Annotated in this window: 22 protein-coding genes; 14 read left to right on the top strand and 8 right to left on the bottom strand. The window is 45.4% G+C overall.

The genetic code is table 11. The features are described from left to right. Window positions 1–2 precede the first annotated feature (2 nt). Window positions 3–929: a DUF3472 domain-containing protein gene (locus LL912_RS15235; protein WP_235554436.1), complete on the top strand. Its 927-nt coding sequence runs from the start codon at window positions 3–5 to the stop codon at window positions 927–929. A gap of 1,062 nt (window positions 930–1,991) precedes the next feature. Here LL912_RS15235 and LL912_RS15230 read toward each other — a convergent pair. Together LL912_RS15230 and LL912_RS15225 are read right to left on the bottom strand one after the other, a co-directional pair. After that, window positions 1,992–2,342 carry a Rieske (2Fe-2S) protein gene (locus LL912_RS15230; protein ID WP_235554435.1) on the bottom strand — a complete coding sequence of 117 codons (351 nt, stop codon included), beginning with the start codon at window positions 2,340–2,342 and terminating at the stop codon, window positions 1,992–1,994. A 236-nt stretch (window positions 2,343–2,578) separates the two neighbouring features. Beyond that, window positions 2,579–3,274: a DUF4290 domain-containing protein gene (locus LL912_RS15225; protein ID WP_235554434.1), complete on the bottom strand. Its 696-nt coding sequence runs from the start codon at window positions 3,272–3,274 to the stop codon at window positions 2,579–2,581. 235 nt (window positions 3,275–3,509) lie between these two features. On the opposite strand from LL912_RS15225, the gene LL912_RS15220 reads away from it, so the two are divergent. The 8 genes from LL912_RS15220 to LL912_RS15185 all read left to right on the top strand — a co-directional run bounded on the left by LL912_RS15220 (window position 3,510) and on the right by LL912_RS15185 (window position 10,007). Further along, entirely contained in the window at window positions 3,510–4,472 is a 963-nt protein-coding gene (locus tag LL912_RS15220) for a glycosyltransferase (protein ID WP_235554433.1), read from the top strand. Between the two features lie 138 nt (window positions 4,473–4,610). After that, window positions 4,611–4,958, top strand: a complete 348-nt coding sequence (gldC, locus tag LL912_RS15215; protein WP_235554432.1) for a gliding motility protein GldC — start codon at window positions 4,611–4,613, stop codon at window positions 4,956–4,958. Window positions 4,959–5,038: 80 nt separating this feature from the next. After that, entirely contained in the window at window positions 5,039–5,491 is a 453-nt protein-coding gene (locus LL912_RS15210; RefSeq protein WP_235554431.1) for a GatB/YqeY domain-containing protein, read from the top strand. 7 nt (window positions 5,492–5,498) lie between these two features. Beyond that, window positions 5,499–6,014: a CvpA family protein gene (locus LL912_RS15205; protein WP_235554430.1), complete on the top strand. Its 516-nt coding sequence runs from the start codon at window positions 5,499–5,501 to the stop codon at window positions 6,012–6,014. 128 nt (window positions 6,015–6,142) lie between these two features. Beyond that, on the top strand, window positions 6,143–6,925 hold the full coding sequence (locus LL912_RS15200; protein ID WP_235554429.1) for an alpha/beta fold hydrolase: 783 nt from the start codon (window positions 6,143–6,145) through the stop codon (window positions 6,923–6,925). A 33-nt stretch (window positions 6,926–6,958) separates the two neighbouring features. Further along, window positions 6,959–7,618 (top strand): CBS domain-containing protein, encoded by a 660-nt coding sequence (locus tag LL912_RS15195; RefSeq protein ID WP_235554428.1) that lies wholly within the window; start codon window positions 6,959–6,961, stop codon window positions 7,616–7,618. A 21-nt stretch (window positions 7,619–7,639) separates the two neighbouring features. Beyond that, the gene (locus LL912_RS15190; RefSeq protein WP_235554427.1) at window positions 7,640–9,127 is read left to right on the top strand and encodes a POTRA domain-containing protein; all 1,488 of its coding nucleotides are present in this window, start codon (window positions 7,640–7,642) and stop codon (window positions 9,125–9,127) included. 1 nt (window position 9,128) lies between these two features. Next, the gene (locus tag LL912_RS15185; RefSeq protein WP_235554426.1) at window positions 9,129–10,007 is read left to right on the top strand and encodes an NAD kinase; all 879 of its coding nucleotides are present in this window, start codon (window positions 9,129–9,131) and stop codon (window positions 10,005–10,007) included. Between the two features lie 316 nt (window positions 10,008–10,323). On the opposite strand, the gene LL912_RS15180 is transcribed toward LL912_RS15185, so the two are convergent. Next, window positions 10,324–10,782: a hypothetical protein gene (locus LL912_RS15180; protein WP_235554425.1), complete on the bottom strand. Its 459-nt coding sequence runs from the start codon at window positions 10,780–10,782 to the stop codon at window positions 10,324–10,326. Between the two features lie 97 nt (window positions 10,783–10,879). On the opposite strand from LL912_RS15180, the gene LL912_RS15175 reads away from it, so the two are divergent. Further along, complete coding sequence (locus LL912_RS15175; RefSeq protein ID WP_235554424.1) at window positions 10,880–11,077, top strand: hypothetical protein; 198 nt, start codon at window positions 10,880–10,882, stop codon at window positions 11,075–11,077. 82 nt (window positions 11,078–11,159) lie between these two features. Here the strand turns inward: LL912_RS15175 and LL912_RS15170 are convergent, their stop codons facing one another. From LL912_RS15170 to LL912_RS15160, 3 genes are read right to left on the bottom strand one after another with little or no spacing between them, the layout of a single operon-like run. After that, window positions 11,160–11,801, bottom strand: coding sequence for a ribonuclease HII (locus LL912_RS15170; protein WP_235554423.1), 642 nt, complete (start codon window positions 11,799–11,801; stop codon window positions 11,160–11,162). Next, on the bottom strand, window positions 11,798–12,697 hold the full coding sequence (locus tag LL912_RS15165; RefSeq protein ID WP_235554422.1) for a diacylglycerol/lipid kinase family protein: 900 nt from the start codon (window positions 12,695–12,697) through the stop codon (window positions 11,798–11,800). Before LL912_RS15165 ends, LL912_RS15170 begins: the two co-directional genes overlap by 4 nt. Before the next feature lie 15 nt (window positions 12,698–12,712). Next, window positions 12,713–13,762 (bottom strand): 3-oxoacyl-ACP synthase III family protein, encoded by a 1,050-nt coding sequence (locus LL912_RS15160; protein WP_235554421.1) that lies wholly within the window; start codon window positions 13,760–13,762, stop codon window positions 12,713–12,715. A gap of 467 nt (window positions 13,763–14,229) precedes the next feature. On the opposite strand from LL912_RS15160, the gene typA reads away from it, so the two are divergent. From typA to LL912_RS15145, 3 genes are all read left to right on the top strand, one after another. Continuing rightward, window positions 14,230–16,038: a translational GTPase TypA gene (gene typA, locus LL912_RS15155; protein ID WP_235554420.1), complete on the top strand. Its 1,809-nt coding sequence runs from the start codon at window positions 14,230–14,232 to the stop codon at window positions 16,036–16,038. A 255-nt stretch (window positions 16,039–16,293) separates the two neighbouring features. Next, entirely contained in the window at window positions 16,294–16,515 is a 222-nt protein-coding gene (locus LL912_RS15150) for a hypothetical protein (protein WP_235554419.1), read from the top strand. Window positions 16,516–16,571: 56 nt separating this feature from the next. Then, the gene (locus LL912_RS15145) at window positions 16,572–17,174 is read left to right on the top strand and encodes a hypothetical protein (RefSeq protein ID WP_235554418.1); all 603 of its coding nucleotides are present in this window, start codon (window positions 16,572–16,574) and stop codon (window positions 17,172–17,174) included. A 190-nt stretch (window positions 17,175–17,364) separates the two neighbouring features. On the opposite strand, the gene LL912_RS15140 is transcribed toward LL912_RS15145, so the two are convergent. Both LL912_RS15140 and gcvH read right to left on the bottom strand, forming a co-directional pair. Beyond that, entirely contained in the window at window positions 17,365–17,778 is a 414-nt protein-coding gene (locus LL912_RS15140; protein WP_235554417.1) for a VanZ family protein, read from the bottom strand. A 103-nt stretch (window positions 17,779–17,881) separates the two neighbouring features. Continuing rightward, window positions 17,882–18,259, bottom strand: coding sequence for a glycine cleavage system protein GcvH (gene gcvH, locus LL912_RS15135; protein ID WP_235554416.1), 378 nt, complete (start codon window positions 18,257–18,259; stop codon window positions 17,882–17,884). 353 nt (window positions 18,260–18,612) lie between these two features. Between gcvH and LL912_RS15130 the strand changes: the two genes are divergently transcribed. After that, a complete protein-coding gene (locus tag LL912_RS15130) occupies window positions 18,613–21,012 on the top strand; it encodes a TonB-dependent receptor domain-containing protein (protein ID WP_235554415.1) in 2,400 nt (799 codons plus the stop codon). The last annotated feature ends 57 nt before the right edge of the window (window positions 21,013–21,069 follow it).

Genomic DNA, 21,069 nt, shown 5'->3' with positions numbered 1-21,069 from the left:
CGATGAGTCCTAAAAAGCGCTTGATTTTTCTATTGTTCCAGGTTTGTTTATTGCCAGGAGTAACGGTGATTGCCCAAAACAGCGATACATCAAAAAGCAGCGAGCCTGTATATTACAGTCCGGGTGGCACTTATAGCGATTGGTATTTTCCTGCCGGGGAAGGCTATGCGAGCCTGGAATGGACTTTTGTACCGGTTGCGGATCCCCCGCCAAGCCTGGCAAAGCAGGGTTTATTACATTACTATGCCTATAATTTTTCGCTGGTTAATGCTACCGGAAACGTTGGTAGCGGCTATGCGGGTTTTCAAACAAATGGAATTTTCAAAAATTCGTTCCAGGGAAAAGTGATCAACTTTTCCATCTGGGGTTCTAATGGCGGAAAATCGAAAGGAATGGTAAATGCTGCCAATGATGAAAGTGGTGGCTATCAGATCATGTATAAATACAACTGGACGCCGGGGCAGCAATACCGGTTTGAGCTGAAGCAGGGCCCCAGTGGCGAAGACAGTCTTGGCAAATGGTGGGGCTTATGGGTGACCAATAAAAGTAATGGCGCAACCGATTTTATTGGGGAGCAACGGGTGCCGGCGGCCGTAAACGGCAAAAGCGTTGTATTGTGGAAGGCGCACACTTCTATGTTTGGAGAAGATCTGCATTGGTGGCAGTCTTTAAACGGCCATACAAAATATAAAGAGCAATCCAGCTTTCAGCCCTCAGCAATGGCGGCGGTAGATATTACCGCAAACGGGGGCACAGTAAAGCCCGTCAGATTCGTCAGCTTTATCAATTCAGGCAAACCCGTTACTGGCGGTAACGGCTTTAAATCTGTAAATTCCAAAGTATCTATTTACCGGGACACTACCAATTTCAACGTACAACACAATCTGGGTTATTGGGCTACTCCGGCGCCTAATTATCTAAAAAAGTAAACAGTGTATAATCGTTTTATGAGTGCCCCCTTTCTTGCGCAGGTCTCTGACTTGTGTATAAGCGTTACTTAGTCGCTACCAAATATCAAGAACCAGCAAGCCTTTCAAGTTCGCGTAATAATCACAGCGTTACTATATTTCAAATCCTCCGGTTCAAAAACAAAACCCGCCCTTACGGAATAGTCCAATTCACTGAAACGATCAAGTAACAGGCCCGAACAGGTCAGAGACCTGCGCGAATTGTGGAGTTATGGAATCATCTTTTCTTGCGCAGGTCTCCGACCTGTGCACAAGCGTTACTTAGTCGCTACCAAATATCAAGAACCAGCAGTCCTTTCAGGTTCGTGTAATAATCAGTAGCGCTGCTATATTTCCAATCCTCCGGCTCAAAAACGAATCCGGCCCTTACGGGATTCTGATGCAGATAGTTTCAGCCGCTGCTGGTATTTCTTCTCCGAATCCAGAAGTATGGGGTGATTTTCATGCTGCCAGAATTGAAAGCGATAGTTGCATCTATTTTTGTTTCCATTTTTTTCAAAAATATCCAGCATCCAGTTTCTGCGACTTTCATGTTCGTTGTTAATAATTGCATCAATAATCCTTATGGCCGTAAAACTTTTAATATTCTTTAATACCATTCCAGCATTTTTTTCCCTGAAAGAGCAAATCATGTGAAAATGATTGGGCATAAGCACCCATGCGTAGATCAACAGGCCCTGATGCTTTTGACAAAACCTTAAACTGTTTAATAATATATCCCGGTAAATATCCCTGGTAAACACATCCACCCAGTCTGCTACGGTGGCCATTACAAAATAACATCCATCCTTATCTGTATATTTATAACGACTGCTTATTGCTTTTCATAAGTTGTAGCGTAAATATACAAAATTAATTACATATTTAATGATGGGGCAAGTAACAAAATACGCACAGGTCGGGGGACCTGCGCGAGGTATGAGCTTTATGAGCGGCCAAAGCTCCAAGACTAAAGATGAAGGAAAGGCAACCCTCGCGTTCGCCGCTTCTTTGCGCTGCTGCGCGAAATATAACCGGTAGCAACTAAAACCCGAACCAGTTATCTCTTTCAATGCCCACATACCAGCCATCCTCCCGCTCTTCCACCGGGTAGGTTTTTAAAAAGTAACCCTCGCCCGTGGTGTTACGCCCTGTTTCCAAATTGAATTTGTACCGGTGTACCGGGCAAACGATATCACCTTGTACATTTACATATCCGCCTGCCAATGGAGCGGCTGCGTGCGGGCATTTGGCTGCACAGGCAAATAGTTTTTTATGAAACCGTGCAATACATAAATGCCTGCCGCCAATCTTGATTTCCGCCAGGTTCTCTTCATTAAAATTCAATTCATTCGGATGTAAGGCAAGCAAGTGCCACTCCAGCTTTTTACTCATTGTTCAGATGATTCCTGCGTCAAAAATCAGCATTTTTTCAGAAATGTCCTTTTTTATCCTGCGGCTGCCGGCTTAATATGTCGTCGATTAAAAACAGGCGGTTAGCCAGACCGGTGATTTTAATCCTGTTTCAGCTTCGGAGAAAACATGTTGCCCGGGAACATGCAGAAAAATGCAAGGTGAGGTCAATAAAAAAGCCCGGCTAAACCGGGCTTGCGCATCAATAGTTAAATACCTTAAATAAAACGCTTCTTTTTAAAGCCACCGCCGTTGTTGTTATTGTTGCGGCGGTTATTGTTACCGTTGTTATTGCCGCCGTTCCCGTTTCGTGGCTGAAACTTATTGCGTTTGTTAAAATTACTTTTGTTATCGCGACCGTTGTTATTATCCGGGCGAAACGCTTTTACGCTAGGCGTATTGGTAAAGGCCAGCTGGCCGTTGGTAATATCACTCAGCTCACTTTGTATGGCATCATCATGTACAATTTCCTTGTGCCAGTTGCTGTACGCCAGCTTCATGTAATACGCAATGCTGTTGGCAAAGCCCTGTTTTTTGTCGGGGTCCGTTTCCTGCAGCGCTTTTTCAATCAGGCTTTCCAGGTTCGCCCCCAGGTGTGCCAGCTTTGAGCTGCGGGTAGGGTAGGGGATCGGGTCCGGCTTGGCGCTCAGCTCTTCTTTGGTAGGCTTGGGATAGGGCGCATCCACCTCCAGCTTAAAATCGGAGATCTGGAAAAGATGGTCCCATAATTTATGTTTGTAGTCTTCTACGTTTTTCAGCGAAGGGTTCAGGATGCCCATTAACTCGATAACGGCATAGGCATTTTTCTTTCTTTTTTCGGGGTCTTCAATGGTTAAGATGTATTCCACCATCTTCTGTACATTTCGGCCATACTCCCGTATGGTCAGATGATTTCTTGTTGTATTATATTCCATAAAAATATTTGGGATCGCTCAAATGTATGTAAGCTCAATATTTGGATACGTTATACCTTTGCAGCTGATTACAAAGATAGACAAAATCGATTTAATTGAACAGAATTTTCAACGAATCCGGGAATCAGCAGTGTCAATAGCAATTTATAGTCGCAATATAAAAAAAGATCTCGTTTTTGATCGGTTCAATAACTTGATAATAAATTCTTTACATCAGTATTTGCCGGGCCTGGAAATGATGATTTTTTCACCGGCTGCCACTGTAGAAGGACCCCTGCTGCACCGCGATATGCGGGTAATACCACTTGCTAAAAAGCAGTCGGGATGGCTGGGCCAGGCGCTGGAAAAGAAATGGACCCTGCCAAATCTGCTAAAAAAAAATAATGTCCGGGCCCTGCTGCTGGCAAATGTAAAGGACCTGTTAAAAATCAACATTCCCCAGTTTTTGCTGGTGCCGGATGATGCCGCCTATATAAAAACAGGGCATCCCGCGTTGAAAAAAATGGCAGGGCTGGTGGTGAGTTCCTCTGCGATTAAAGAGACCCTGGTAAAACAGGCGGGCGTTCAGGCCGGAAAGATTTGGGTGGTGGAAGGACTGATGGCGCCGGGTTTAAAACCGCTGGACATAACCGAGCAATTTGCGTTTAAAGACCGGGTAACAGGAGGCCGGGAATTCTTTATCTGCGCCGATGTGCATTGGACCCGGGAGCAGTTGCTGACCCTGCTCAAAGCTTTTTCCAGGTTTAAAAAAATGCAACAATCCGGCTGGAAACTGCTCATCACTCAGGGAGGTAACCATCCAGGATCCGCATTCAGCGCGGTTTTTGCCGCCCTGGATACCTATAAATACCGGGAGGATGTGGTGCTTTTTGAAAGCGCCGGTGCAGCGGATTATGCCGCCGCCTTAGGTGCGGCCTATGCGGCTGTCACCTTTCAGCACAATGCCGGTTTTCCTGCAGCCGCCTGCGAGGCGCTCCAATGCCAGGTGCCGGTAATGGCCTTCACAACACAAAAAGGACGCATACATCCGTCGGCCCTGCTATTTGCCGATGAAACTGCGTTGGCACAGCAACTGATGGAGCTGTATAAAAACGAGGGTCTGCGGCAGCAACTGATGCAGCAGCTAATGCGGGATCCGGTAAAACCGGCACCAGAAACGGGGCTAGACCTGCTTAAAGAGCGGCTTTTGCAGGCCTGATGCTGATTGCTTACATTTGCGGTGCTGCAACCGGGTGCCCGGCGAATGCGGATGCAGGTAAAAATGCCTGATGCACCGGGTATTTAGAATACCGGTTTTTAAATATCCCGGTCAGCAAAGAACGAATAAAAACAGACAATGAAATCAACGATCACTATAAATGTAGAACTGGATGAAAACAAAGTTCCATCCGACATTAGCTGGAATGCCACGGCCAGCACGGCAGAAAAAGAGAAACGGGCCAAGGCGGTAATGCTGTCTTTATGGGACGGCGCAGAGCGGGCCGCATTGCGGATCGACCTCTGGACCAAGGAAATGATGGTGGATGAAATGGCCGATTTCTTTTACCAGTCGATGATGACCATGGCCGATACCTACGGCCGCGCTACCCAGTACCACGACCAGGTAAAGGAAATGAAAGATTTTGCCCAGGAATTTTATAAAAAGTTCCAGGAAAAACAACTGGAACAGCAAAAAGCAACGTAGGCTGAATGCGAAGTGCTGAGTGCTAAAAGCTGATCGCTGAAATCTCAATTCTCAAATCTGGAATCTCAAACCTCAATAACATGTCACTGGAACAAACCATTAATGAAGATATAAAAAAGGCAATGCTGGCCAAGCAGGAAGTAGCATTGCGTAGTTTACGGGCCATCAAAGCCGCTATTTTACTGGCTAAAACGGCGGAAGGCGCCAAAGACAGCCTGTCTGCAGAAGAAGAAATAAAGCTGGTACAAAAACTGGTAAAGCAGCGTAAAGATTCGCTGGAAATCTTTGAAACGCAAAACCGCCCGGACCTGGCGCAGAAAGAAAAAGAAGAAATTGAGGTGCTGGAAAACTACCTTCCGGCGCAGCTGAGTGCCGAGGAGTTAAAACCGATTATTGCTGGTTTTATTGCAGAAACAGGAGCTTCCGGTCCTGGTGATATGGGTAAAGTAATGGGGCGGGCCTCAAAAGAATTGGCGGGTAAAGCAGATGGAAAAGCAATAGCAGCCATTGTAAAGGAGCTGCTGGCTCAATAAGCGCCGGATGATCATTGATCTGGTTTTTGCCGTGCTGGTATGCCTGGCGGTGTTTAAGGGATATCGGAAAGGACTGATCGTAGGGCTTTTTTCCTACCTGGCACTGGTGGTTGGTCTGGCCGCTGCCATGAAATTATCTTCCGTGGTGGCCGTCAAAATCGGTACCATAGTAAAGCTGTCCGACAAATGGCTGCCGGTGGTAGCCTTCCTGGTGGTACTGGTAGGGGTAATCCTGCTGGTACAATGGCTGGCAACGCTGCTGCAGTTTTCGGTAGAAAAGATCCTGTTGGGATGGGCCAACCGGCTGGGTGGAATGGTGCTGTTTACCATGCTGTACCTGGCAGTGTTCTCCATCCTTTTATTTTATTTAAACCAATTGCACCTGCTGCCTGCAAACACGGTAAAGGATTCCGTCACCTTTGGTTTTACCCAATCCTTCGGAAAACGGGCCATGGATACCATCGGCCTCCTGATTCCGGCTTTCAGAAACCTGTTTGAGCAACTAGAGCAGTTTTTTAATTAAAAAATTAATAATTTAACTATCGTTTTGACGGTATTTTTTTTATAGAATTTAATACTTTTATATAAATTAACATTTTGATTCATTATTAAAATCAATATATTAGCAGCTATATTGCTATAAACAAAGGAATGGAATACGAAATAAAACAGCACGACAAGTTCAGGTATATTGAGGAAGGCGAGGGACAAACGCTGGTGCTGTTGCATGGTTTGTTTGGAGCTTTGAGCAATTTTGGAGATCTGATCAATTATTTTAAAAACCACATGAAGGTTGTGGTACCCATGCTTCCGCTGCTGGAAATGGATATCCTCAACACCAGTGTAAGCGGCCTGGCCAAGTATGTAAATAAATTTATAGAAACCCGGGGCTACGAAGACGTACACCTGCTAGGTAACTCGCTGGGTGGCCATGTAGGGTTGGTATATCTTTTAAGGAATGAGCCCAAAGTGGTGAAGTCGCTGATCCTTACGGGCAGTTCTGGTCTTTTTGAAAACGGCATGGGCGATAGCTATCCTAAAAGAGGCGACCGGGAGTACATCCGTAAAAAAACGGAGTATACCTTTTACGACCCCGCCATGGCTACCGAGGAATTGGTAGATGAGGTATTTGATATTACCAACAACCGGTTAAAGGTGATCAAGATCATTGCGCTGGCCAAAAGCGCCATCCGCAATAACCTGGGCGAGGAGTTGAGCAGGATCACGATCCCCGCACTTTTGATATGGGGTAAAAACGACAATGTGACCCCCCCATTTGTAGCCGAAGAGTTTAAAAAACTGCTTCCGAACAGCGAGCTTCATTTTATAGATAAATGCGGCCATGCACCCATGATGGAAGTTCCGGCTGAGTTTAATAAAATTTTGCTTAATTTTCTGCAAAGACTGGGAGCGGTTGCAACAAATGTCTCCTGAGAGCTGTCTTATCGGTAAAGACAGACAAGTATCATGCTAGTTAAAGATTTATCATTTGAAGCATTGCCACAACTCAAGTTGTCGGACCGTGTTTATCAGGTATTAAACCTGATGCAGGAACATCATGTAATGGACCTGGCGGTAACAAACGAAGGCAAGCTGGCGGGGCTGGTAAACGAAACCACCTTGCTGGATGTGGACGATGAATTATCCATTAGCGAAATACCGCAACCACTGCATAGCTATTCCGTAAAGGAGGACGAACATTTTTTAAAAGCCTTTGCACTGGCCAATACCTATCATTTATCGGTGGTGCCGGTCGTGGATAAAGAAAATAATTTTATCGGTGCAATCGAAGCCGGAAAGCTGGCCGGCTATGTTGCAGACTTTTTGCAGTTACAGGATCCGGGCGCGTTGATTGTGCTGGAGATTGATTCGAGTCAATATTCCTTTTCGGAGATCACAAAAATTGTGGAGGCAAATGATGCGCAGATCACGCAATTGAATACCCGGCCCATCCGTGAGCGGAACGCTCTCGAAATCACCATTCGGATTAATAAACTGGAGGTATCAGACATTGTAGCTAGTTTTCAGCGGTATGATTATCTTGTTAAGTATTATTTTGGAGAAGAATTATACACTAATGAACTAAAAGAAAATTACGAAAACCTGATGAACTACCTGAATATTTAGCACCCGTAATGATCTTTTAATGTGAAAATTTTGACCCTGAAAAATAGCTTCCTTATTCTTATCCTTATTTTATCGGGGTGTTACACAACTATATTTGCGCAGACCGATACCCTTCCTCCAGGCAGCAAAGAGGTAAACAAGGCTTCGCCCGTTACACAAAATGATCCGGGTATTGATAGTCTGCCGCACTCTCTGGAAAAGAAATTCATCATCCGGAATATTATTTTTGACGGGAACAGGAAAACCCGGGATACCATTTTACTGCGTGAGCTGCCTTTTAAGAGGGGAGACTCTATTTTACTAAAAAATATACCGGAGCTGTTTGAGCTGGCAAAAACACGGATCCTGAACCTTGACCTGTTTCAAAAAGGGAATGTATCAGTGTTGTTGTTTGATCCCCCCTATATCGATATCCGGGTGGAAGTGATTGAAAAATGGTACCTGCTGCCCCTGCCGTATTTTAAACCTGTAGACCGGAACCTGAATCAATGGCTGTTTGAGAAAGGAGCCAGTACGGCAAGGATCGATTATGGTATCAAACTGTTGTGGGATAATGTAACCGGTAATAATGATAAGCTGCGTTTTTATTTTATAACGGGTTATACCAGGCAGCTGAGCTTTGGTTACCAGCGACCGTATATTGATAAAAGACAAAAATGGGGCATCAATGTTCAGGTAGATGTAGGCAAAAATCATGAAGTGCAGTATAATACCGTCCACGATAAACAGCAGTTTATAAAAGACTCCGGGTTCTTAAGAAATTTTTTCGACAGCAAACTGGAATTCTCTTACCGGAAACGGATTTATACCACGCACTATTTTGGACTGGGCATGCATTCGCTCCGGCTGGGCGATACGGTATTCCGGTTAAACCCCAACATAATAAAACGCAGCGGTGAACAATTAAAATACGGAGAGATCTATTACCGGATGCGGTATCAGAATGTGGATTATACGCCCTATCCCACCCAGGGCCATGCGGCGGAGATCTTCTTATCGAAGCAGGGCTTCAACAATGCCATCAACGTTTGGCAACTCAATGTGAAAAGTATTGGATACTGGCGTTTGGGCAAGCTTTCCTATTACAGTATCGGTGCCAGCGGTACCATAAAAGTACCATTTAAACAACCTTATTATAACCAACAACTTTTGGGTTATGGTGATATGTTTTTGCGAGGCTACGAGTACTATGTAATCGATGGCGTGGCGGGTGGTTTTGTAAATGCTTCGCTGGCCACGAGGCTAACCAATTTTAGCTTTTCGCTTCCCTTTAAACGGGTATTCCCGGAACCGGTTCCGTTGAAAATTTACAGCAAGATATTTGGAAATGCAGGTTATGTGTACAACCCGCATCCGGGTCCAACCAACAAAATGCCTAACCGCCTGCTGTTGGGTGGCGGTATCGGATTTGATATTTTTACCGTTAATAACTTCACATTGAAAGTAGAGTTCTCCTACAACCATTTAGGCGAAAACGGTATATATTTACAGAAGAAGGATATTTATTAACATGACTATTGCCGTTTACAGCAGGGGTATCGATCAGTTACAACTGGAAGATGTAAAAACGTTTTTCCAGGAACTGAATGCCTATGGCCTTAGCTATACCGTGTTCCGGCCGTTTTTTGAAGAGATCAGAATGGATGTGGGATTGGATGCACAGACCCGTGTATTTGAGCAAACAGCCGATCTTTCCTGGGATGTGGAATGTATTGTAAGCCTGGGTGGTGATGGCACCCTGCTGGATACTGTTGCGCTGATCATGGATAAGCCGATTGCCATTATGGGCATTAATTTCGGCCGGCTGGGGTTTTTGTCGAGCATTGGCCGCGACAACCTGCGGTTGGCGATAAAGTCCCTGGCTTTGCGCACCTATGTAACCGAGCAGCGGACATTGGTGCACCTGGATGCGGATATGCCGTTATTCGGTGACAAGCCATTTGGCCTCAATGAATTTGCCATACATAAAAGGGATACGGCTTCCATGCTGAAGATCCACACTTATATCAACGGAGAATTTCTGAATGTTTACTGGGCAGATGGTTTGGTAGTGGCAACGCCTACCGGTTCCACCGGTTACTCACTGAGTTGTGGCGGACCCATTGTTTTCCCGGATTCCGGCAATTTTGTGATTACACCGGTAGCACCACATCACCTCAATATGCGCTCGCTGGTAGTGAATGACAACAGCATCATTTCGTTTGATATCGAAAGCCGTTCGGAGGATATCATCTGCGCACTCGATTCCCGGAAAGAAATCGTTACTACAAATGTATCGCTGGCTGTAAAAAGGGAGTCCTTCACCATTGCACTCGTACGCCTCAGTGAAAACAATTTCCTGCATACCTTACAAACAAAACTTATCTGGGGGCTGGACCGGAGGAATTGATCCCTTGAATAAGGAGCGATCTTGCTTGCTCCCGACGTCTTCTATAAGGAACGCGGGGAGCAGTAGGGTTGCAATAACGCAGGGTTCTCTGTCGAGAGACCCTGCTGGGAAAGAAAACGACGGGGGGTATTGTTACCTCGACCGTAGCGGAGCGGTCTTTACGACCTTCGCATGCCATGTAAATGAACCTTTTTGCCTAAGATGATAATGGCGTAAAGATTTCTCGGCTGCACTCGAAACGGCGGGGGTACGTCCAATTCTCTAAATAAAAAAAGCACCGGCCACAGCCAGTGCTTTCGCATATTTATTTAGAGAATTAGGAACCAGACTCAGTACTTTCTGTTTTTTCCTCTTCCTTATCCTTTTTCTTTTTCTTAAAAGGATTTGGTGGTTTGGGAGGATGTGGCGGGCGACGATCTTCCTTTTCTACCCTGGATTCTTTAGCATCTGCTTTTGAATCTTTTGAATCCTTGGAGGCCGTTTCTTTTTTGTCGCTTTTATCGCTCTTGCCTTCCTTTTCTTCTTTGTTTTTTACATGGCGTTCATGTTCCCCCTTCCAGAAATCGCGCTGATCGGTTCCTACTTTTTTCCAAAATTCTTTTTGCCGCTCATGCCGTTCTTCCGGCGTTTCCTTTTCTTTGGACTTTGATTTCCTGGTTTCCGATTTTTCCTCTGTTTTTTTATCGTCTTTGTCGTCTGATTTTTTAGAGCTCTGGGCATAAGAAGCGCTTAGCAGACCCATACCAAGCAATAAAAGAAAAAAGGATTTTTTCATATTTATGTTTATTTAAATAGTAAACGTTAAAAAAACGCAATCAAAGGTATTAAGAAACCAGAAATGCCTTTATACCTGAATCCGGGTATTTTTATTTATGGATGCGGAGGTAATGGCGGACGTGGAGGCAACGGTGGCCGTGGCGGATGGTGTGGGCGCCTTGCCGGACGATAATGGGCGTGCCGTTTTTTATAATACTTTTTGTGGTGTTGCTTCTTTGGTTTTTTGTAATGAGGCGCATGAGGCCGTGGCGGGTGTGGTGGCCTCGGCGGGCGCGGCTGTGCATCGGAACTGATGCATGCAAATACCGCAATCATCAGTAAAAGGAACAGTTTTTTCATATATACAGATTTACTTTACAAACTGAATATCCAAAATCAATGCCATTCGTCTTCCAGGAAAGACAGCTGGCCCGGCAAAATGTTAAAACTTTTTCGGTGGTGTATGCAGATCCCGTTCTCCTCAATTGCCTTGCGGTGCGTTAATGTGCCATATCCTTTATTAGAGATCCAGTTGTAATGAGGGAATTCCTCGTGAATTCGTTGCATGTATTCGTCGCGATAGGTTTTAGCCAGTATACTGGCCGCTGCAATATGCGCATATTTCCCATCCCCTTTGATAATACAGGCGTGCGGCGTTTTTTGGTAAGGAATAAAGTAATTACCATCCACGGCAATAAAGGCTGCTGCAGGAGTAAGTGCATCCAGCGCCTGATGCATGGCTTTTTGTGAAGCTTTTAAAATATTGATGGCATCGATCTCTTCCACACTTACCTGGGCTACGGCATAGGCAAGGGCGTTTGCTTCAATATAGTAACGCAACTCTGTCCGGATCTCCGCTTTTAATAGTTTGCTGTCGTTCAGCAGAGGATGATAAAAGCCTTCCGGAAGAATGACGGCTGCGGCAAATACCGGACCTGCATAGCATCCCCGGCCGGCTTCATCACAGCCAGCTTCCAGCAGTTCCCGCTGATAGCTCAATTGCAGGCGGGGCAGATCCGATAGTACTTTCTTTGTCATTGGACTAATAGCCGGAAGCAATTTTTTTCAATTTCGATATTCAGTTTTTTCTCCGTATCCACCGGTTCCCCGTCAATATGCATGGGCGCCTCGCTCCAGTTGCTGATGCGGATGGTTTCTGTTTGAAAGTATATAATGCCGCGCTTTTTGCGTACTTCTTCTACGGTTTGTACCTTGTTGCGGCCACCTACCTGTATGAGTGTATTGTAAAGCATGGCCATTTTCGATTGTTCCGTAACGATCACTACATCCAGCAATCCATCGTTCAGACTGGCCTTGGGGGCAATGGTAAAATGATTGCCAAACTGGTTGCTGTTAGCAATACTAATGAAATACGCCTCAGTTTCAAACCGTTTTTCGCCCAGCTTAATTTTAAAGGAATAGGGCTTGGCGCCGAAGAAGTTTTTAAAAACCTGGTTAACGTAGGTCATTAATCCCCGCTGTGGCTGGTTGGCAAAATCATGCGCCACTTTTGCATCAAAGCCCAACCCGCAAAGCATACAGGCAAACTTGCCATTGACACGGAATCCGTCCACGGGAATGCTCTTATTTTTAAAAATAATGTCCAGTGCTTTTTGCGGTGTTTTGGGAATCCCTGCTCCAAATGCCAGTCCGTTGCCTGATCCGGAGGGAATAATACCAAATTGCAGCGGCAGGTGCTTCAGACTGTCTACCACCTGGTTTACTGTGCCATCTCCGCCAATGATGACGATATCCGTATATTTTTCGTCTGTAAGCGTATCGAAGAGGTACGAATAATCACCGTTGGCCACCGAAGGGAAAAAGGAAAAGGGGATGCCTTCCCGCAGTGTTTCCCGGGCAATAACGCTGGAAACTGCGTCCTTCGATTTGGTACCCGATATCGGGTTAATGATATAACCTATTTTTCTTTTCATGCGGTGTTTTGTAAACTACCATCTTAATAAGGCGCTGCCCCAGGTAAAGCCGCTGCCAAATGCTGCCAGGCATACCAGGTCCTTTTCTTTTACCCGGCCATTTTCCCAGGCTTCACACAAAGCTAAGGGAACGGACGCGGCTGTGGTGTTTCCATATTTTTGAATATTGTTAAAAACCTGGTCATCCCGCAGCCGGAGCGTTTGCTGTACAAACTGGGAAATGCGGAGGTTGGCCTGGTGCGGAATAAGCAATTGCAGCTCTTCCGGCTTATACTGATTGGCGTTGAGCGCCTCCATGATCACCTCCGGCAGTTTAACCACGGCTTTTTTAAACACCGCCTGCCCATCCATATACGGATAAAAGTCTTCTTTATCTAACAATTCCTGCGTAATAAAAACACCCCCATATTTTTGGGGAGGAACGGGCGGCCGCCATTCCGGTTGGTGTGCGCCCGCATGAAAGCCGGGGTTGGGCATGCTCAGCACTTCAGCATCTGCGCCGTCACTGTGCAGGTGGGTGCTTAAAATACCGCGTTCTGCGTCCGGCGAAGGCTGCAAGATCACGGCCCCGGCCCCATCGCCAAAAATAACCGATACATTGCGCCCCCTGGTGGAAAAATCCATGGCATAGGAATGTACTTCGGCCCCAATCAGCAGGATATTTTTATACATACCGGTCTTAATAAACTGGTCGGCCACACTCAATCCGTATAAAAAGCCACTGCACTGGTTCCGCACATCCAGAGCCCCAATATCTTTAAGGCCGAGTATGCGTTGTACCAGTACGCCGCAGCCGGGAAAAAAGTAATCCGGGCTCAGCGTGGCAAAGATGACAAAATCTATATCATTGATGGTAATGCCGGCGCGCTCAATGGCCACCTTTGCAGCCTCGACCCCGATAGTGGCCGTGGTTTCCTCAAAGCGGCGCACATAGCGTCGTTCCCGGATACCGGTACGCTCCTGGATCCATTGGTCATTGGTGTCCATAAACTGCATCAGTTCTGTATTGGTTACCACCTGCTCCGGCACATAGCTGCCAATTCCGGCAATAATAGTTTTGTTCATTGTAGCAAGATAATAAATGCGGCTAATTTGATTTCGTTGCGGGTCGTAATTATTTTACAGCGGAACGGGTGTTTTCCCGGTATCCAATACATATATATAATAAATAAATGTAACGAGGATCCAAAGGACCGGGCGGAATAATAATGGTTGGAGGCCTCCAAGGCTTTTATCAATTATATAAATGCCTGTAAATAAACAAGAACAGCCCGGTTAACGCCAACTGCAGCTATTTTAGGCAAAAAAAGATGATGATGGCACTTTCAAAGGGGTAATAATAAAAATGGAATACACCTAGGGTGGCCGGCAAATTAACTGGTTTTCATTTATTTAGACATAAGAATTGCACAACTTTGAGCTGCAAAATTGCCGGAATTTATGCTATTTTTTCATTAAATCGGCTGGTGCCGGTTCAAAAAATTGTGCTGTAGCGCAGAATTATCGTACCTTTGCGCCTCCAAATTTTAAAAATGAATTTAAGAAACATCGCAATCATCGCGCACGTAGACCACGGAAAAACTACATTAGTAGATAAAATCTTACACGCTACTTCTGTTTTCCGTGAGAACCAGGCCACCGGTGAACTAATCATGGATAACAACGATCTGGAAAGAGAGCGGGGTATTACCATTTTTAGTAAAAATGCAGCCGTTACTTACAAGGATACAAAAATTAACGTAATTGATACACCTGGTCACGCCGATTTTGGAGGAGAGGTAGAGCGTGTTTTGAAAATGGCAGACGGGGTGATTTTGCTGGTGGATGCCTTTGAAGGGCCAATGCCACAAACCCGTTTCGTGTTACAGAAAGCACTGGCGCTGGGATTAAAACCGATCGTGGTTATTAATAAGGTAGATAAACCCAACTGCCGCCCGGATGAAGTGCATGATGCAGTATTTGACCTGTTCTTTAACCTGGATGCTACGGAAGAGCAGCTGGATTTCCCAACTTTCTACGGTTCCGGAAAGAACGGCTGGTTCAATGATTCATTAACACCGATCGATAATATCAATCCCCTGCTGGATGGTATTTTAAAATATGTGCCGCTTCCAAAAGTAGCAGAAGGCCCGCTGCAAATGCAGATCACTTCGCTGGATTACTCTTCTTTCCTGGGCCGTATTGCCGTGGGTAAAGTAGGCCGTGGAGTGATCAAAGAAGGACAGCAGGTAGCCCTGATGCAGGAAGATGGCGTAAAAAAGACCCGGGTAAAAGAGCTGTACGTATTTGAGGGTATGGGCAAAAAGAAAGTGACCGAAGTACATGCCGGTGATCTTTGTGCGGTAGTAGGTATCGAAGATTTTAACATCGGGGATACCATTGCCGATGCAGAAAACCCGGAAGCATTACCGCGGATCAGTGTGGATGAGCCTACCATGAACATGTTGTTTGGTATTAATAACTCTCCGTTTTATGGTAAGGATGGTAAGTTTGTGACCAGCCGGCACCTGCGCGACCGTTTGGAAAAAGAAACAGAAAAAAACCTGGCCCTGCGTGTGGAAGAAAGCGAAGGCGGGGAAGCCTTCCTGGTGTACGGCCGGGGGATTTTGCACCTGGGCGTACTGATTGAAACCATGCGCCGCGAGGGATATGAGTTAACCGTAGGTCAGCCGCAGGTAATTACCAAAGAGATCGACGGCAAAAAACACGAACCGTTCGAAACCCTGGTAGTGGACGTACCGGAAGAATTTGCCAGCAAGGTGATCGACCTGGTTACCCGCCGCAAAGGAGAAATGCTGGTAATGGAAACCAAGGGCGAAATGCAGCACCTGGAATTTGAGATCCCTTCACGCGGATTGATCGGACTGCGTACCCAGATGCTGACCGCTACCACAGGAGAAGCGGTAATGGCACACCGGTTTTCTTCTTATCAACCCTGGAAGGGGATGATCCCCGGCAGGAACAATGGCGTACTGATCTCCAAAAACCAGGGCCGGACCACCGGCTACTCGATCGATAAATTACAGGACCGTGGTACCTTCTTTGTAGACCCGGGAGAGGAAGTATATGCCGGACAGATCCTGGCAGAAAATATCAAACCCGGCGACCTCGTGGTAAATGCCACCGAAGAAAAGAAGCTGACCAACCACCGTGCCAGCGGAAGTGATGATGCCACCCGCATCGCTCCTAAAACGCTGATGACCCTGGAAGAGTGCATGGAGTACATTCAACACGATGAGTGTATTGAGGTAACGCCGAATTTTATCCGCATGCGTAAAGTGGTGCTGGATGAAATTGAGCGGAATAAAATCGCGAAGAAAATGGCCGCAGAAGCTGTATAAAATATTGAAATCTAATATGTAATACGCTTTTGGTTTTGACCGGGAGCGTATTTTTTTTTATGTCTATAAATGTAAATTCCGTCAGCTAACTATTTGGGTTTAGCTAAACTCCGTCAGTTTAATTACTAATTACCTGCATCCTGTTGCCCAACGGAGGCGGCATTTATTACAATAAACCAGAACAATTATGAACGCTTTATTGTTTAATTGCCTGAATGATGCGCTATCCCCGCAACAATAAAGTACTTTTGCAGCATGAAAAAAATTGCAGTTCCCGGTGTAGTCTTTATATTGGCACTGTTTCAGGCGGTGCAGACATTTGCCCAGTGCTCCATCTGTACTAAAACCACCCAACAAATGGGCGACGGACCTGCCACAGGGTTTAATACAGGGATCCTTTACCTGGCCTTTCTGCCTTTAGCCCTGATCGCCTTTCTGGGGATCCGGTGGTGGCGCAACGAAAAGAAAAATTCCTGATGTTCCGGTATTGATCTTATTTTGTAGAAAATTTTTATACCTAAAACGAAAACAAAATGTTAGATCAAATCCTGAACCTTGTAAAGCAATACGGACAGCAATCCGTTGTTGAAAACCCCGATGTTCCAAATGAATACAATAACCAGGTGATGGCGGAAGCCGCAAACACCATTACCAGCGGGTTCCAGAATATGGCCAGCGGCGGCGGGCTTCAAAACATTCTTTCTTTATTTACAGGTGGCGGTCAGCAGCAGGGCAGCGGCGGCATTTTAAACAACCCGATGGTGAGCATGATGATCGGTCATCTGGCCAGCCGCCTGGTTTCCAAAATGAACCTGAATCCTGCTACAGCCAATAATGTTGCCAGCAACCTTATCCCGAATGTGATCAGCAGTTTGGTGAACCGGACGGCGAGCAATGCACCAGAAGATAGCGGCTTTAACCTGAACGGCCTGATTGGCAGTTTAACCGGCGGTGGTGCTGCTGCCGACGGTTTTGATTTCCAGGGACTGTTAAACCAGGTTTCTGGCCAGCAGCCGGGAGGCGCAGGCATCGATATCGGCCAGATCATCAGCCAGGTAACCCAAAATGCACAGGCCCATCAGCAATCCCAGCAGTCCGGCGGACTGGCTAACTTAATTTCTGGATTTTTCAAATAATTGAATTTTTGGCATAGTTTCTGCTTTATGTATTTAGTACACGTTCTTTGTTACGCGCAAAATTTCTGAAAAATCGGTTTAGCATTCTTTTAACAGACCGATTGTAATAATGGCAAGAAAATTGCGTTTATATCATTAAGAACAACAAATAAGAAGTTTTAAAAAAGATAGTCAATTTTCTCATAAGCAGTTAGTTTTGGTTGCGACCCCTGTTTCCACAGGGGTCTATTTTTTTATATAAGTAAACTGCTGCTAATAAACCCATTATTGCTCCAACTCCATCTGCAATAATATCACCTGTATCAAAGGACCGGTTGGGAACATACCATTTTTGAACGTATTCCATAGCAACGCCATAGGCCAGCGCGCCGACGCAGATCTGCAAAAAAGGCATGAATAATTTTTGGCCAGGTCCTTTTCTTTTCATCAGCCAGAAACTCCAGATTAATACCAGTATGGAGAACATGCCGATATGGATCCATTTATCAAGATAGATCGTGCTGAAAAAGTCTTCCTGGGGGAATGCAGATCCCGGAAGCGTCAGCAACACGATGGTTAGTATTGAATATAAAAAAGCACCCGCTAATACATAGCCTGTTTTCATTAACAATAGTATTTTAAGGATCGGAAACAAAAAAGCCAATCACACAAAGTGAATGGCTGTAAAAATTTATTGAATCTCAATTTGTTTTTTTATAAGGATTTTCCTAACCTACCAGGGCCTGGTATCCGGCGGCATCCAGCAATGTGGCCACATCGGCCGGATTGGAAACCTTCATTTTAATCATCCAGCCGTCACCATAAGGGTCTGTATTCACCAGTTCGGGGGCGTTTCCAAGGGCCTCATTCAATTCCAGCACTTCTCCGTCAACCGGCAGGAAAAGATCCGAAACCGTCTTTACCGCTTCCACGGTTCCAAAAACATCACCGGCTTTCAAGGAGGAGCCAATGGTTTCTACCTCTACATAAACGATGTCGCCCAGTTCTCTTTGTGCAAAATCAGTAATGCCAATAGTGGCCACATCGCCATCAAGGCTGATCCATTCATGATCTTTGGTATAACGCAAGGTTTCAGGATAACTCATAACAATATTTTTGAGTACAAATATGAGTAAAGGAACCCAATATTCCATTTTTATAGGAATAAATTTTAAGGGAGTGCTCATTTTCTTATAAACAGCAAAAAGCTGTGTAACATTTCCCGATACTGCACGATTTATATCAGGATATAGCAGCTCCGGTTTACCGTTCACCGCCTGAATTGTACATAGGGAACATGGACCCAATCCATTCGAATGGCATTTTATCACAATTAACGGGCGCTTTACCCCATTTACCGGCAGACGCTGGTCTGGAGGAAGCCGGAACTATAGTTTTGTAGCAAATAATGAGATAAATATGAAAAAGCTAATGATCGCCGGTTTTTTTTTTATGGAGTGTGGGGGCTCAGGCGCAAAGCATTTCCGGAAGTGTAACCGGTCCTGATGAAAAACCATTAGAAAAAGCTTCTGTTACCCTTTTAAATGCAAAAGATTCCTCTGTACAAATGCTGACGGCTGCGGATAAAACCGGGAAATACCGGTTTAACCAACTGAACGTAGGAACCTACCTGGTAATGGCTTCAAATGTTGGGTACACAAAAAGTTATTCGGCGCCGGTAGTCGTTAACGATAAGGAGGCTACGGTAAATGCGATCATCCTGGAAAAAGCAAATACACAATTGACCGGAGTGGTGGTTACTTCAAAAAAGCCGCCTTTTGAGGTAAAAGCCGGGAAAACCGTTGTGAATGTGGATGCTTCGCCCACCAATGCCGGGCTGAATGTTTTGGAGATACTCGAAAAGTCACCCGGTATTTCGGTAGATGCAGATGGTAATGTAAGTCTTAAGGGAAAATCCGGTGTGCTGATATTAATCGATGGCAAACAAACTTATCTGAACGGAACACAACTGGCTGCATTTTTAAAAAGCATCCAGGCCAGCGGGCTGGATCAGATCGAGATCATGACGAATCCTCCAGCTAAGTACGATGCTGCTGGTGGAGCGGGGGTAATCAATATCAAAACCAAAAAAGGAGTGGTCAAAGGCATGAACGGAAACGTGAACCTCAACTATGCCCAGGGTTTTTATCCCAAATACAATGGCGGGGCCAATTTTAATTACCGGAACAATAAGATCAATGTATTTGGAACCTATAACGGTGGTGTATGGGAAGGGCTGGGCACCTTAACCATTCATCGTAACTTTTATAAGGATGGAACATTTTCCGGGTCTTCCGATCAGACCACGGACCGGCATAATAAAAGCCAATGGCACAACGGGAAGTTGGGTTTCGATTATAATTTTACCGATAAAGACGTGGCAGGAGTTGTGGTTACAGGCAATATCAACCCCTGGAAAAACTGGCAGCAAAGCGCGTCCAACCTTCGTGATGTAGACGGCGCCATCAATACAACCCTTATTTCGGATGCCTTTAATTCCAATAAGTCGAGGAACATCAATACCAATCTGAATTACAAGCACAGTTTTGATTCAGCCGGGCGTGAGTTTTCGGTGGATCTGGACCAGGGCTATTATGAAAACCGGGGCAGCAATGCTTTAACCACCAATGTTTACAATCCGGATAACAGCAAACGGGGCAATACGGTATTGCTCAATGGTGATTTTCCCTCCGTCATTCATATATACAGTGGTAAAATGGATTACGTACATCCTTTTAATAAGAACCTGAAGCTGGAAACAGGAATTAAAAGCAGTTTTGTAAATACGGATAATAATGTATTGTACCGGCGGGATACCAGTACCGGCTGGTACCAGGACAAACAGCGCACCAATCACTTTATTTACAAAGAGAACATCAATGCGGCTTATGCGATCGTAACGGCCACTATTAAAAAATGGGAATTTACCGGGGGGCTGCGGGTAGAGAATACCAATGCCAAAGGCACACAGGTAACCATCGACAGCAGCTTCAAGCGGAACTATACCAACCTGTTCCCAAATGTGGGTGCGGTATATAGCTTTAATGATAAAAACCAGTTAAGCGTGGCCTATAGCCGCCGCATCCGGAGGCCCGATTACGACGACCTGAATCCCTTTGTTTTCTTCCTGGACTCGCTTACATACGGCCAGGGGAACCCCTACCTGCAGCCGGAATTTTCTAACCGGGTGGAGGTAAGCCACACCTTTAATCGTTTTCTTACATTTACGGTAAGTCATACGCAAACCAATAATATTATTACCCAACTCATTAAACAGAACACCGAAAAGAAAACAGCTTTTCAAACCACCGAAAATTTCAGCAAGCGCAAACAATGGGGTTTTTCGGTTTCAGCCAATAAGCAGTTGTTTAAATGGTGGAACCTGAGCCTCTACAGCGGTGTGTTCAATAATCAATATAAGGGCTTATATACCGACGGAACCAAGAATGTTCCGGTTACACTGAATGTAAACAATGTGGATGCCAATATGACCAACAGCTTCACTTTTGCAAAAACATGGACCGCTGAACTAGGCGGCTGGTATAGCTCCAGCCCTTCTGAAGGCTTATTGATTGCGCATTCTATGGGCGCCATGAATATCGCATTGGCGAAACAGTTGTTTAATAAAAACGGATCGCTCAAAATTGGGGTGAGGGATTTACTGCGCACCAGTAACTTCAGCGGTTATTCCCGATATGCGGATGTGGACCTGAGTGTGGCAAACGACCGCCGCAGGGACAACCGGCAGTATAATATCTCGTTTACCTATAAGTTTGGCAAAGGCAATATTAAACCGGCCCGTCGCCGTACCGGTGGTGCAGATGATGAACAAAACCGCGTAAAAAGCGGAGGCGGATAAGGCTGGTAAAAAAACAGGCCGCAAACGGTTTGCCCCGTGCAAGGCATCCCATATTTA

It is taken from the genome of Niabella agricola (assembly GCF_021538615.1).
Classification (GTDB): Bacteria; Bacteroidota; Bacteroidia; order Chitinophagales; family Chitinophagaceae; genus Niabella; species Niabella agricola.
This window is presented reverse-complemented; position numbering and strand designations above follow the sequence as displayed.